We start from the raw sequence: 13,397 nt of genomic DNA on the forward strand, positions 1-13,397 counted from the left end.
GCCCGGCCCCCGCCACCCGCGCCGAACGGGTGACGCGGGTGGCGGGGGCCGGGCGCCGGTACGAACCTGGCAGGCATGACCATTCAGATCACCCGCCTCAGCGACCCCGCCGAACGCGCCTTCGTCACGGCGGTGAACAACCACGACCGGGAGGGCTTCATGGCCCTGCTGGCGCCGGGCGCCACGATGGCGGACGACGGCAGCGAACGGGACCTCGCCGACTGGACCGACCGGGAGATCTTCTCCTCGCACGGCCACATGGAGGTCGAGAACGAGTCCGACGGCGGTCGCCGCCTGGTCGCCCGCTACAGCAACGACACCTACGGCGAGATGCGCACCACCTGGTCGTTCACCGTCGACGACGACGGCCGTATCTCCCGCTTCGAGACCGGTCAGGCCTGACGGCCCGCCGGAGCGCGCCTGACGGGCGGACGGGATCCGGCGCGCCTCACGGGCGGGCCGGATCCGCGTCGTACGCCCGCCGTGCCTCCTCGACCCGGCCCAAGTTGGCCATGCCCCACTCGGTGAGATGCGCGAAGAGCGGCGCGAGGCTGAGGCCCAGTTCGCTGATCTCGTACTCCACGCGGGGCGGCACCTCGGGGTGGTAGGTGCGCACCACCAGCCCGTCCCGCTCCAGCTGCCGCAGACGCTGCGTCAGCACCTTCGGGGTGATGGCGCCGATGCGCCGCTCCAGTTCCACGAACCGCTGCCGCCCGTACGTGTGCAGCGTCCACAGCACGGGGGTGGTCCAGCGGCTGAAGACGATGTCGACGACCGGGCTGACGGGACAGGCGAGTTGGGGCTCGCTCCCGGTGGACACCGCCTGCTTCGTTCCGGCCACGCGCACCCCTCAGGGGTAGTCACTATCTTCTAGGTACCTACTATACGCAGGCTGTTAGCGTCCCCACCACACCGAGACAACAGGGGAGTTGTTCATGTTTGTGGTGACCGGGGCAACGGGGAACGTCGGCCGGGAACTGGTCCGTTCCCTCGCGGCGGACGGCGCGCGGGTGACGGCGACGTCGAGGGGGATCACGGCGGACCAGGTGCCGGACGGCGTACGCCCGGTGCGGGCGGACCTGACCGACGCCGGCAGTCTGCGCGAGGCGTTCGAGGGCGCCGACGCGCTGTTCCTCCAGAGCGGGGGCCCGTCCGCGCATCTGATCGACCCGCAGGAGATCGTGGCGACGGCCAAGGCCGCCGGCGTCACGCGCATCGTGCTGCTGTCCTCGCAGGGCGTCGCCACCCGCCCGGATTCGGCGTCGCACGGCGTGGTGGCGCGGGCCGTCGAGGACGCCGTACGGGAGTCCGACGCGCACTGGACGATCCTGCGGCCGGGAGGCTTCCACTCCAACTCCCTGGCGTGGGCGGGCGCGGTGCGTTCCGCGCGGACGGTCGCCGCGCCGTTCGGCGACGTGGGGCTGCCGCTGATCGACCCGGCGGACATCGCCGAGGTCGCCGCCGTGGTCCTGCGCGACGGCGGACCGGGCGGCCGGGTGATCGAGCTGACCGGCCCGGCCCTCGTCACCCCGCGCGAGCAGGCCGCGGCGATCGGGGCGGCGCTCGGCGAGCCGGTGCGGTTCGTGGACCTGCCCCGCGCCGAGGCGCGGGAGCAGATGCTGCGGTTCATGCCCGAGGAGGTCGTCGAGACCACGCTCGGCATCCTGGGCGAGCCCGTCGAGGCCGAACTGCGGGCCGGCCTCGGAGTCCAGGACGTCCTCGGCCGGCCGCCGCGCTCCTTCGCCGACTGGGGCCGCCGTCACGCGGACCTCTTCCGCGGGACCGGGGCCGGGGCCGGGGCCTGAGGCCAGAGGCTTACGGGGCTCCCGAGCGCCGGGAGCCCCGGCCGACAGCCGCGAAACGCCCGTTCCGTGAGGATTGGGTGACGGGATGGTCACGAATCTCGCCCACGCGCTGGTCGGCGCGTTCAAGCACCCCGCTCAGCTCGGGTTTTGCGGATCGGTTGGCTCGGACTTGGGCGGACGTTGTGGAGATCGGCCGTACCACGGCGTCCGCCGCCTCCGGACCACCATTGATCCGACCGCGACAAGTAGTCAGTCTTCTCGTCAGCCTCCGCGTCTCGTCACGCGGGAGGTCAACCCCCCACACCACCCTGACGAGGAGACCCCTCTTCATGACGCACAGGATGCGCACCGTCGCACTGAAGGTCACCGCAGCCGCCTGCGCGGTGACCGCCGCGAGCACGGCAGCACTGCTCGGGGCTTCGTCCGCCCAGGCCCAGCCCGCCGAGGGCACCGTCCACGGCCTCGGCGCCGCTGGAGCCGTCAAGGGCAGCTACATCGTCGTCCTCGACGAGAAGACGACGTCCGCCGACAAGAAGGAACTGGCCGAGGAGTACGGCGGCGAGCTCAGCCGGTCCTACGGCGCGGCCCTGGAGGGCTTCTCCGCCGACGGACTCAGCGCGACCGAGGCGAAGCGCCTCGCGGCCGACCCGGCCGTCGGCGCCGTCGTCGCCAACCGCACCTACCGCACCACCGCGACCCAGGACAACCCGCCCTCCTGGGGCCTGGACCGCATCGACCAGCAGGACACGGCGGGCGACAGCAAGTACACCTACCCCGACCAGGCGGGCGAGGGCGTCACCGCGTACGTCATCGACACCGGCGTGCGGATCACCCACGAGGACTTCGAGGGCCGCGCCAGCCACGGCTTCGACGCCGTCGACAACGACGACAGCGCCGACGACGGCAACGGGCACGGCACGCACGTCGCCGCCACCATCGCGGGCGCCGACCACGGCGTCGCCAAGAAGGCCAAGGTGGTCGCCGTGAGAGTCCTCGACGACAACGGCTCGGGCACCACCGAGCAGGTCGTCGCCGGCATCGACTGGGTCACCGAGAACCACCAGGGCCCGTCCGTCGCCAACATGAGCCTGGGCGGCGCCGCCGACCCGGCCCTCGACGCGGCCGTGCAGAAGGCCATAGCCTCCGGCGTCACCTTCGCGGTCGCCGCCGGCAACGAGTCCGCCGACGCCGGCCAGGGCTCGCCCGCCCGTGTGCCGGAGGCGCTCACCGTGGCCTCCAGCACCGAGGACGACGCCCAGTCGGACTTCTCCAACTTCGGCGAGTCCGTCGACCTGTACGCGCCCGGCTCCGACATCACCTCGGCCTGGAACGACAGCGACACCGGCACCAAGACCATCTCCGGCACCTCGATGGCCTCCCCGCACGTCGCCGGCGCGGCCGCCGTCTACCTGGCCGGCCACCCCGACGCCGACCCGGCCGCCGTCGCCAAGGCGCTGACCGACGGCGCCACCGCCGACGCGATCAGCAACCCCAGCGCGGGCACGCCCAACAAGCTGCTGAAGGTCACCGAGTAGCACGCGGCACGCACGCTCGCGCCACCGGGCGCCGGGCGCCGGGCGCCGGGGGCCGCAGGGGAAACGTTCCCCTGCGGCCCCCTCCCGTACGTCCCGGTATGACGGCGCGTGTCCCCGGCGCGCCCGGGGCGAGTGGCCCGGCTCACATGGCGTACCGCCCCTGCCGCGGACACGATGGTGATCGTCACCGGCAGGCTGAAGGGATCGACCATGTTCCGCAAGGTGCTCGTCGCCAACCGCGGCGAGATCGCGATCCGGGCGTTCCGCGCGGGCTACGAACTCGGTGCGCGCACCGTCGCCGTCTTCCCGTACGAGGACCGCAACTCGCTGCACCGTATGAAGGCCGACGAGGCCTACGAGATCGGCGAACCGGGGCACCCGGTCCGGGCTTATCTGTCCGTCGAGGAGATCGTCCGCGCCGCGCGCCGGGCGGGCGCCGACGCCGTCTACCCGGGCTACGGGTTCCTGTCGGAGAACCCCGAGCTGGCCAAGGCCTGTGCGGACGCGGGCATCACCTTCGTCGGACCCGACGCCCGGATCCTGGAGCTGACCGGCAACAAGGCCCGCGCGGTGGCCGCCGCCCGCGAGGCGGGCGTGCCCGTCCTCGGCTCCTCCGCGCCCTCCACCGACGTGGACGGACTGGTGCGTGCGGCCGACGAGATCGGCTTCCCCGTGTTCGTGAAGGCGGTCGCGGGCGGCGGCGGCCGGGGCATGCGCCGCGTGGAGGACCCCGCCCAGCTGCGGGAGGCCGTCGAGGCCGCGTCCCGCGAGGCCGCCTCCGCGTTCGGCGACTCCACGGTGTTCCTGGAGAAGGCCGTCGTCGAGCCCCGCCACATCGAGGTGCAGATCCTCGCCGACGGGCAGGGCGAGGTCATCCACCTCTTCGAGCGGGACTGCTCCGTGCAGCGCCGCCACCAGAAGGTCATCGAGCTCGCCCCCGCGCCGAACCTCGACCCGGAGCTGCGCGACCGGATCTGCGCCGACGCCGTGAAGTTCGCCCGGCACATCGGCTACCGCAACGCCGGCACCGTGGAGTTCCTCCTCGACCGCGACGGCCGCCACGTCTTCATCGAGATGAACCCGCGCATCCAGGTCGAGCACACGGTCACCGAGGAGGTCACCGACGTCGACCTGGTGCAGGCGCAGCTGCGCATCGCCGCCGGCGAGTCGCTCGCGAGCCTCGGACTGTCCCAGGAGTCGGTCACCCTGCGCGGCGCGGCCCTCCAGTGCCGCATCACCACCGAGGATCCGGCCAACGGCTTCCGTCCGGACACCGGCCGGATCAGCGCCTACCGCTCGCCCGGCGGTTCCGGCATCCGCCTCGACGGCGGAACCACCCACGCCGGCACGGAGATCAGCGCCCACTTCGACTCCATGCTGGTCAAACTGACGTGCCGGGGCCGGGACTTCGCCGCCGCGGTGAGCCGCGCCCGGCGCGCGGTGGCCGAGTTCCGCATCCGCGGCGTGGCCACCAACATCCCCTTCCTGCAGGCCGTGCTGGACGACCCCGACTTCCAGGCCGGACGGGTCACCACCTCCTTCATCGAGCAGCGCCCGCAGCTGCTCACCGCCCGCCACTCCGCCGACCGCGGCACCAAGCTGCTCACCTACCTCGCCGACGTCACCGTGAACAAGCCGCACGGCGAGCGGCCGGAGCTGATCGACCCGCTGACCAAGCTGCCCGCGACACCCGCCGGGGAGCCGCCCGCCGGCTCCCGGCAGCGCCTCGCCGAACTGGGCCCCGAGGGCTTCGCACACTGGCTGCGCGAGTCGCCGGCCGTCGGCGTCACCGACACCACCTTCCGCGACGCCCACCAGTCGCTGCTCGCCACCCGGGTCCGCACCAAGGACCTGCTCGCCGTCGCGCCGGTGGTCGCGCGCACCCTTCCCGAGCTGCTCTCCCTGGAGTGCTGGGGCGGCGCCACGTACGACGTCGCGCTGCGCTTCCTCGCCGAGGACCCGTGGGAGCGGCTCGCCGCCCTGCGCGAGGCCGTGCCCAACATCTGCCTCCAGATGCTGCTGCGCGGCCGCAACACCGTCGGCTACACGCCGTACCCGACGGAGGTGACCGACGCCTTCGTGCAGGAGGCCGCGGCCACCGGCGTCGACATCTTCCGCATCTTCGACGCGCTCAACGACGTCTCCCAGATGCGGCCGGCCATCGACGCCGTCCGCGCGACCGGCACGTCCGTGGCGGAGGTGGCCCTGTGCTACACCGGCGACCTGTCCGACCCCTCGGAGCGGCTCTACACGCTGGACTACTACCTGCGCCTCGCCGAGCAGATCGTCGAGGCCGGCGCCCACGTCCTGGCGGTGAAGGACATGGCGGGCCTGCTGCGGGCGCCCGCGGCGGCGACGCTGGTGTCGGCGCTGCGCCGCGCGTTCGACCTGCCCGTCCACCTGCACACCCACGACACCGCGGGCGGTCAGCTCGCCACCTACCTCGCCGCGATCCAGGCCGGCGCGGACGCGGTGGACGGCGCGGTGGCCTCCATGGCCGGCACCACCTCGCAGCCCTCGCTGTCGGCGCTGGTCGCCGCCACCGACCACTCCGAGCGGCCCACCGGCCTGAACCTCCAGGCGGTCGGCGACCTGGAGCCGTACTGGGAGAGCGTCCGCAAGGTCTACGCGCCGTTCGAGGCGGGCCTTGCCTCCCCGACCGGGCGGGTCTACCACCACGAGATCCCCGGCGGTCAGCTCTCCAACCTGCGCACCCAGGCGATTGCGCTGGGCCTCGGCGACCGCTTCGAGGACATCGAGGCGATGTACGCGGCCGCCGACCGGATGCTGGGCCGGCTGGTGAAGGTCACCCCGTCGTCCAAGGTGGTCGGCGACCTCGCTCTGCACCTGGTCGGCGCGGGCGTGGACCCGCGCGAGTTCGAGGAGCAGCCGGACCGCTTCGACATCCCCGACTCGGTCGTCGGCTTCCTGCGCGGCGAGCTGGGCACCCCGCCCGGCGGCTGGCCGGAGCCCTTTCGCAGCAGGGCCCTGCGCGGGCGCGCGGAGCCCAGGCCGGTCCCGGAGCTGTCCGCCGAGGACCGGGAGGGCCTGGCCAAGGACCGGCGCCCGACGCTCAACCGGCTGCTGTTCCCCGGCCCGGCCCGCGAGTTCGAGACGCACCGCCAGACGTTCGGCGACACCGGCGTCCTGGACAGCAAGGACTTCTTCTACGGGCTGCGCCCCGGCAAGGAGTACGGCGTCGACCTCGACCCGGGCGTCCGGCTGCTGATCGAACTCCAGGCCATCGGTGAGGCGGACGAGCGCGGCATGCGCACGGTGATGGCCACGCTGAACGGCCAGCTGCGGCCGATCCAGGTCCGCGACCGGGCCGCGGCCTCCGACGTGCCGGTCACCGAGAAGGCGGACCGCGCGAACCCGGGCCATGTGGCGGCGCCCTTCGCCGGTGTGGTGACCCTCGCGGTCGCCGAGGGGGACCAGGTGGAGGCGGGCGCCACGGTGGCCACCATCGAGGCGATGAAGATGGAGGCGGCCATCACGGCCCCGGCGTCCGGCACGGTGTCCCGGCTCGCGATCAACCGCATCCAGCAGGTGGAGGGCGGCGACCTCCTGGTCGAACTCGCCTGACCGCCAGGGCTCGTGCCTACGGCATATGCCATCACGGGGCCGCCGTCGCATCCGACGGCGGCCCCGTGCGAACGTCCGGCGGGCCTTCGAACAAGCCTGCGCGGGTGAGCTGTGGGACCGTAGATTGAGCGGCGACAACAGCTCCCGGAACACCACGGACGGCACTCATGACCGACCCTGCGACGGCCCCCGGATCCGCGCGGCAGAAGATCGACACCTCGGTGCCGCACTCGGCGCGCATCTGGAACTACTGGCTGGGCGGGAAGGACAACTACCCCGTCGACGAGGAGGCCGGCGACGCCTACACCGCCGTCTTCCCCGGCATCGTCGCCATCGCCCGCAGCAGCCGCGCCTTCCTGCGCCGCAACATCACGTATCTGGCCGGTGAGCAGGGCATACGCCAGTTCCTGGACATCGGGACCGGCCTCCCGACGGCCGACAACACCCACCAGGTCGCCCAGCGGATCGCCCCCGAGTCCCGGATCGTCTACGTCGACAACGACCCGATGGTCCTGGCCCACGCCCGCGCGCTGCTCTACTCCACACCCGAGGGCGCGACGGCGTACGTCGACGCGAACGTGCTGGAGCCCGAGCGCATCCTCGAGGCCGCGAGCGGCACGCTGGACTTCTCGCGTCCCACCGCGCTGATCCTCAGCAACATCCTCGGCCACATCGCCGACTTCGACGAGGCGCGCTCGGTCGTCGAGCGGCTGACGGCCGCCCTGCCGTCCGGGAGCTTCCTGTCGGTCAACGACGGATCGCGCGGCATCGACCCGGTCTTCGAGCAGGCGCAGGACGCCTACAACTCCAGCGGCGCCGTGCCGTACAACCTGCGGACGGTGGAGCAGATCACCTCCTTCTTCGACGGGCTCGAACTGGTCGAGCCGGGTGTGGTGTCCGTGCAGCAGTGGCGTCCCGAGGCCGACGCGCCGGAGCCGGAGATCATCGCCGAGCACGGCGGGCTGGCCCGCAAGCCCTGAGGTCTGTTCGGCGTCGTCGGAAGAGGCGGGTCCCGGTAACTCCCGGGGCCCGCCTCTTCGTTGCTCACGCGACAAACTTTGAACTCGTCGATGACAAAGTATGGACGAGTTGAGCAGAAGTCTCCTAGCGTATCGGCGCAACCGTTGGCGTACTCGGGAAAACGCGTACGCAGCACCGGAGTTGTCCGGCCCTCCGGTCGACCCAGCAGGAGGCAGCAGCATGGACGCACGGCTGTACCGGCATGTCCGAAGATCACTCACCGGCCTGCTCGTCGGCGCCTTCCTGGCCGGCGGCGTATGGGGGTCGGCCCTGGCCTCGGCCCGCCCGGGCGCCGCCGCACAGGCCGACGTGCCGCCCCAGGAACCGGGCGTCACGCTCCGCGTGTTCGACGTACAGGTGCCGCTCGAGAAGATCTGCACCCTCAAGCCCGGCCAGACCCCGAACGTCGACCGGCTGGCCCCGGTCGTCGACTTCACCTCGACCGCCGACTTCGGCGGGATCGCCGACAACTTCGTCAGCCAGGTCACCGGCAACATCCATGTCCCGGCGCCCGGTTCGTACACCTTCCGGCTGACCAGCGACGACGGCTCACGGCTGCTGATCGACGACCAGGTGGTGATCGACCACGACGGGCTGCACGGCGCCGAACCCAAGGACGGCACCGTCGAGCTCACCGAGGGCATGCACGCCCTGCGCATCGACCACTTCGAGCGCGGCGGCGGCGAGCAGCTCACCCTGGCCTGGCAGCCGCCCGGCGCCGACGGCTTCACGACCGTGCCGAACGAGGCGCTGAGCACCGACGCCGGTGTGGTGCGGGTGACCGCACCGGGCCGCAAGGAGTGCGAGGGCATCACCGACTCGCCCGGCGACGGCCTGCCGCTGAACGCCGTACGCCCCGACCACACCCTCACCGACCTGCGCCCCGAGGGCTTCGAACCGCAGGTCACCGGCATGGACTGGCTCCCCGACGGCCGGCTCCTCGTGAGCACCTGGGGTGGCACCGACAACACCACCGGTGAGATCTACGCCATCGACCACGCCACCGGGAACACCGGCCCGGACAAGGTCACGGCCACGAAGATAGCGGGCGGCCTCAAGGAGCCCATGGGACTGAAGGTCGTTGACAACGCTGTCTACGTCTCGCAGAAGCACGAGCTGACCGAGCTGCGCGACAGCGACGGCGACGGCTCCCTCGACCGCTCCCGCACCGTCGCCACCTGGCCGTACGGCGGCAACTTCCACGAGTTCGCCTTCGGACTCCTCTACGACAAGGGCTACTTCTACCTGAACCTGTCCGTCGCCATCGACTACGGCGGCGCCACCACCGACCCACAGCCCGCACCGGGCCGCGGCGTCACCATCAAGGTGAACAAGAAGACGGGCAAGGTCAGTTACCTGGCCGGCGGGCTGCGCACGCCCAACGGCATCGGCTTCGGACCCGGCGGCGGCATGTTCGTCACCGACAACCAGGGCGGCTGGCTGCCCGCGTCCAAGCTGGTCCACATCAAGCAGGACCGCTTCTTCAACCACTACACCAACCCCGCCGGCCCCTTCGACAAGGAGCCGGTGACCCAGCCGGTGCTGTGGCTGCCGCAGAACGAGATCGCCAACTCGCCCAGCACGCCCCTGTATCTGACCAAGGGACGCTTCAAGGGCCAGATGCTGTTCGGCGACGTCACCTACGGCGGGCTCCAGCGCGCCTACCTGGAGAAGGTCAAGGGCCAGTACCAGGGCGCCGTGTTCCGCTTCACCCAGGGTCTCGAAGCGGGCGTGAACCGCATCAGCATGGGCCCCGACGGCGCGATCTACGTGGGCGGTCTGGGCGCCGACGGCAACTGGGGCCAGGAGGGCAAGCTCAAGTTCGGCCTCCAGAAGCTGACGCCCAACGGCGGCAACACCTTCGACATCCAGGCCATGCGGGTGCGCAAGGGCGGCTTCGAGCTGGAGTACACCCAGCCCCTGTCGGAGGAGACCGCCGAGGACCTGGTGAGCCACTACGAGGCCCAGCAGTGGCGCTACACCCCGACCCGTGACTACGGCGGCCCCAAGATCGCCGAGGAGACCCTCGAGGTGACCTCCGCGAAGCTGTCCGCCGACCGTAAGAAGGTCACCCTGGCCATCGACGGCCTCAAGCCCGGCCGCGTGGTGCACGTCCGCTCCCCGCGCCCGTTCAGCTCCGCGTCCGGCGAGACCCTGTGGAGCACCGAGGCCTGGTACACCCTCAACGCGCTCCCGGGCGCCCAGCCCGCACCCGGCCCGGTGTACGAGGCGGAGGAGGCCGCCCTCACCGGGGCCGCCGGCATCAACACCGACCACCGCGGCTACTCCGGCAGCGGCTTCGTCGACCGGTACGGCAACCAGGGCGCCACCACCACCTTCGACGTGTCGGTGGACCGCACCGGCTCCTACGACGTGGGCCTGCGCTACTCCAACGGCCCGGACCCCTTCCGGGGCACCAAGTCCGTCTCCCTGTACGTCAACGGCAAGAAGATGAAGCAGACCCAGCTGCGCAGCACCGGCGACTGGGACACCTGGTCCACCCAGCGGGAGACGGTACGGCTGCGCGCCGGGCACAACACCGTCGCCTACCGGGTCGACGAGGGCGACACCGGGCACGTCAACCTGGACCTCGTCACCGTCGACCGGCACGGCGCCCCGGTCACCCTGTTCGACGGCCGGAACCTCGACCGCTGGCAGCACACCGACGGACGCCCGGTGGAGTGGCCGGTCGACGGCGGGGCGGCCGAGGTCTGCTGCGGTGACATCCGCACCAAGGACAGCTACGACGACTTCCGGCTGCACGTCGAGTACCGGCTGCCGAAGCTGCCCCCGGACGTCACCGGCCAGAACCGCGCCAACAGCGGCGTCTACCTCCAGGACCGCTACGAGGTGCAGATCCTGGACTCCTACGGCGACACCACCCTCGCCAACGACGAGGCGGGCGCCATCTACCAGAAGAAGGCGCCCGACGTGAACGCCGCCCGGCCGCCGGAGACCTGGCAGACGTACGACATCGTCTTCCGCGCCGCACGCTACGACGCCGAGGGCAACAAGACGTCCGACGCGCGGATCACGGTGGTGTGGAACGGCAAGAAGGTCCACGACGACGTGGCCGTCGACAGCCCCACGGGCGGCGGCGCCCCCGAGGGCCCGGCAGCCGCGGCGATCCGCCTCCAGGACCACGGCAACGCGGTGCGGTACCGCAACATCCGCATCGAGCCGCTGAGCTGAGGCGACAGGGCGCAGGTACGAACGGTGCGGCCGGGACCCCGCGGGGTCCCGGCCACACCCGTGCCGGGGACCGCGGAGGGACGCCCGGACGGCCAGGCCGGAGGGCGCGCAGGGCGGGCCGGTGGCACGCTGGGACCGAACGGAGTCTCCGAAAGGACCCACGGTGATCACCACTGACTTCGCCCCCGGCTCGCCCTGCATGCTCGACCTCGGCGTCCCCGACGTCCCGGCCGCCGCCGCCTTCTATCGCGCGGTCCTCGGCTGGGACCTCGAGCCGATGGGTGAGGAGGTGGAGGGCGGCATGTTCCGCATGGACGGCAAGATGGTCGCGGGCCTCGGCAAGCTCACCGAGGAGGGCGCCCGGCCGGCGTGGATGATCTACTACACGGTCGCCGACGCGGACGCCACCACCCGGGCCGTCGAGGCGGGCGGCGGGACCGTGCGGGTGGCGCCGATGGACATCGAGCAGTGGGGGAGGATGGCCCAGTACAGCGACCCGCTGGGCGGCCAGTTCGCCGTGTGGCAGCCCGGCGGGAGCACGGGCGTCGACCTCGTGGACGCGCCCGGCTCCCTGTGCTGGACCGAGCTCTACACCAGCGACGCGGCCGCGGCGCGGCGGTTCTACGGCGACGTGTTCGGCTGGCGGTTCAGCGACATGCCGATGCCGGGCGGCGAGGGCACATACACGCTGATCACCCCGGCCGGCCTGCCCGAGGAGCGGATGCACGGCGGTCTGCTGGAAGTCGGCGAGGACGCCCTGTCCCTGGCCGGCGGGCGGCCCTACTGGCACCCGGTGTTCGCGGTCGCCGACTGCGACGCGGCCGTCGCCCAGGTCCGCGGGAACGGCGGCACCGTGCAGATGGGCCCGGTGGACGCGGAGGGCGTCGGCCGGATGGCGCTGTGCCTCGACCCGTTCAAGGCGGACTTCGTGCTGCTCACCCCGACGCAGAGCTGACGGTCCGGGGCGGCCCGTCGGAGGCGGCCGGCAGCCGGGCGTCCACCTCGATCTCGATCCTCATCCGGGGATCGGCGAGTCCGCAGACCATCATCGTCGCGGCCGGCCGCACCTCCCCGAAACACCGGCGCAGCACCGGCCAGCACGGCTCGAAGTCCGCCCGGTCCGGCAGCAGATACCGCACCCGCACCACGTCGGCGAACGTGCACCCGGCCTCCGCCAGCGCGGCGCCGATGTTGCGCAGGCACTGCTCGGCCTGCTCCACGACGTCGTCGGAGATCGTCATGGTGGCGTAGTCGAAGCCCGTGGTGCCGGACACGTGCACCCGGTCGCCGTCGACCACGGCCCGGGCGTAGCCGATCCGCTCCTCGAACGCGGAACCGCTGAGAATCGCCCGTCGCCGAGGATCATCCGATCGGTGGATCATGCCGGCATCGTAGATCCTCACCGAGGCCCCGCGCCATGACGGGGACTCACGCCTGCCCCGCAGGACCTTCGGACCCGCAGCCGCTCGGCGCGCCGGCGGACCCGTTCCTCGCACCGGGCGCCGTGTGAGCAGCTTCATGCTTATGAAGTTTGCCTAAAGCTATTAGGCACAGGCATGCTTGCTGTAGCTGAAGGAAGGCAACATCATGGCTCCGCGCGTAGGACTCACCGCCGAACGCCTGACCGCCGTGGGCGCGGAGCTCGCCGACGAGGTGGGCTTCGACCAGGTGACCGTCTCCGAGCTCGCCCGGCGCTTCGACGTCAAGGTGGCGAGCCTCTACTCCCATGTGAGGAACTCGCACGACCTCAAGACCCGCATCGCCCTCCTCGCCCTGGAGGAGCTCGCCGACCGCGCCGCCGACGCGCTGGCCGGACGGGCCGGCAAGGACGCCCTGGTCGCCCTGGCGAACGTGTACCGCGACTACGCGCGAGAGCACCCCGGCCGGTACGCGGCGGCGCAGTACCGGCTCGACCCGGAGACCGCCATGGCCGGCGCGGGCGTGCGGCACTCCCGGATGACCCGGGCCCTGCTGCGCGGCTACGACCTGGACGAACCTGACCAGACGCACGCCGTCCGCCTGCTCGGCAGCGTCTTCCACGGCTACGTCAGCATCGAGATGGGCGGCGGCTTCGACCACAGCGCCCCCGACACCCAGGAGACCTGGTCCCGCGTCCTCGACGCCCTGGACGTCCTCCTGCGCACCTGGCCGTCCGCGCCCTGAGCCCGGCCGCAGCGCCCTCCCCTCACGTCCACCCGCATCTCCGAAAAGGACGCACCCCGACATGCCCTCCGCGCCCCTGGCCCACACCACCCCCGTC

At 72.0% G+C, this 13,397-nt stretch carries 10 protein-coding genes; 8 read left to right on the forward strand and 2 right to left on the reverse strand.

Annotated elements, in window-relative coordinates; all coding sequences use genetic code 11:
• Nucleotides 1-75: 75 nt before the first annotated feature.
• Nucleotides 76-402 (forward strand): hypothetical protein, encoded by a 327-nt coding sequence (locus CCN29_RS26710; protein WP_086685087.1) that lies wholly within the window; start codon nucleotides 76-78, stop codon nucleotides 400-402.
• Nucleotides 403-448: 46 nt separating this feature from the next.
• Here the strand turns inward: CCN29_RS26710 and CCN29_RS26715 are convergent, their stop codons facing one another.
• Entirely contained in the window at nucleotides 449-841 is a 393-nt protein-coding gene (locus CCN29_RS26715; RefSeq protein ID WP_006131067.1) for a winged helix-turn-helix transcriptional regulator, read from the reverse strand.
• 94 nt (nucleotides 842-935) lie between these two features.
• Here CCN29_RS26715 and CCN29_RS26720 point away from each other — a divergent pair, with 94 nt between their 5' ends.
• The 6 genes from CCN29_RS26720 (at nucleotide 936) to CCN29_RS26745 (ending at nucleotide 12,092) form a co-directional block, all read left to right on the forward strand.
• The gene (locus tag CCN29_RS26720) at nucleotides 936-1,805 is read left to right on the forward strand and encodes an SDR family oxidoreductase (RefSeq protein ID WP_203350681.1); all 870 of its coding nucleotides are present in this window, start codon (nucleotides 936-938) and stop codon (nucleotides 1,803-1,805) included.
• A gap of 329 nt (nucleotides 1,806-2,134) precedes the next feature.
• Nucleotides 2,135-3,340: a S8 family peptidase gene (locus CCN29_RS26725; protein WP_006131065.1), complete on the forward strand. Its 1,206-nt coding sequence runs from the start codon at nucleotides 2,135-2,137 to the stop codon at nucleotides 3,338-3,340.
• A 210-nt stretch (nucleotides 3,341-3,550) separates the two neighbouring features.
• Nucleotides 3,551-6,925, forward strand: coding sequence for a pyruvate carboxylase (locus CCN29_RS26730; protein WP_031019157.1), 3,375 nt, complete (start codon nucleotides 3,551-3,553; stop codon nucleotides 6,923-6,925).
• Between the two features lie 167 nt (nucleotides 6,926-7,092).
• Nucleotides 7,093-7,905 (forward strand): SAM-dependent methyltransferase, encoded by an 813-nt coding sequence (locus CCN29_RS26735; protein WP_006131063.1) that lies wholly within the window; start codon nucleotides 7,093-7,095, stop codon nucleotides 7,903-7,905.
• Between the two features lie 220 nt (nucleotides 7,906-8,125).
• A complete protein-coding gene (locus tag CCN29_RS26740; RefSeq protein WP_086685093.1) occupies nucleotides 8,126-11,137 on the forward strand; it encodes a 3-keto-alpha-glucoside-1,2-lyase-like domain-containing protein in 3,012 nt (1,003 codons plus the stop codon).
• Nucleotides 11,138-11,300: 163 nt separating this feature from the next.
• The gene (locus tag CCN29_RS26745; RefSeq protein WP_006131061.1) at nucleotides 11,301-12,092 is read left to right on the forward strand and encodes a VOC family protein; all 792 of its coding nucleotides are present in this window, start codon (nucleotides 11,301-11,303) and stop codon (nucleotides 12,090-12,092) included.
• Here the strand turns inward: CCN29_RS26745 and CCN29_RS26750 are convergent.
• Nucleotides 12,073-12,519, reverse strand: coding sequence for a RidA family protein (locus CCN29_RS26750; protein ID WP_006131060.1), 447 nt, complete (start codon nucleotides 12,517-12,519; stop codon nucleotides 12,073-12,075). The genes CCN29_RS26745 and CCN29_RS26750 overlap by 20 nt on opposite strands.
• Before the next feature lie 205 nt (nucleotides 12,520-12,724).
• On the opposite strand from CCN29_RS26750, the gene CCN29_RS26755 reads away from it, so the two are divergent.
• Nucleotides 12,725-13,300: a TetR/AcrR family transcriptional regulator gene (locus CCN29_RS26755; protein WP_006131059.1), complete on the forward strand. Its 576-nt coding sequence runs from the start codon at nucleotides 12,725-12,727 to the stop codon at nucleotides 13,298-13,300.
• Nucleotides 13,301-13,397: the final 97 nt, after the last annotated feature.

It is taken from the genome of Streptomyces pseudogriseolus, assembly GCA_002154585.1.
Classification (GTDB): Bacteria; Actinomycetota; Actinomycetes; order Streptomycetales; family Streptomycetaceae; genus Streptomyces; species Streptomyces pseudogriseolus.

Coding starts and splice junctions, on each gene's coding strand:
- CCN29_RS26740 (WP_086685093.1), top strand. CDS start 8,126: ATGGACGCACGGCTGTACCGGCATGTCCGAAGATCACTCACCGGCCTG.
- CCN29_RS26755 (WP_006131059.1), top strand. CDS start 12,725: ATGGCTCCGCGCGTAGGACTCACCGCCGAACGCCTGACCGCCGTGGGC.
- CCN29_RS26730 (WP_031019157.1), top strand. CDS start 3,551: ATGTTCCGCAAGGTGCTCGTCGCCAACCGCGGCGAGATCGCGATCCGG.
- CCN29_RS26735 (WP_006131063.1), top strand. CDS start 7,093: ATGACCGACCCTGCGACGGCCCCCGGATCCGCGCGGCAGAAGATCGAC.
- CCN29_RS26710 (WP_086685087.1), top strand. CDS start 76: ATGACCATTCAGATCACCCGCCTCAGCGACCCCGCCGAACGCGCCTTC.
- CCN29_RS26720 (WP_203350681.1), top strand. CDS start 936: ATGTTTGTGGTGACCGGGGCAACGGGGAACGTCGGCCGGGAACTGGTC.
- CCN29_RS26750 (WP_006131060.1), bottom strand. CDS start 12,519: ATGATCCACCGATCGGATGATCCTCGGCGACGGGCGATTCTCAGCGGT.
- CCN29_RS26725 (WP_006131065.1), top strand. CDS start 2,135: ATGACGCACAGGATGCGCACCGTCGCACTGAAGGTCACCGCAGCCGCC.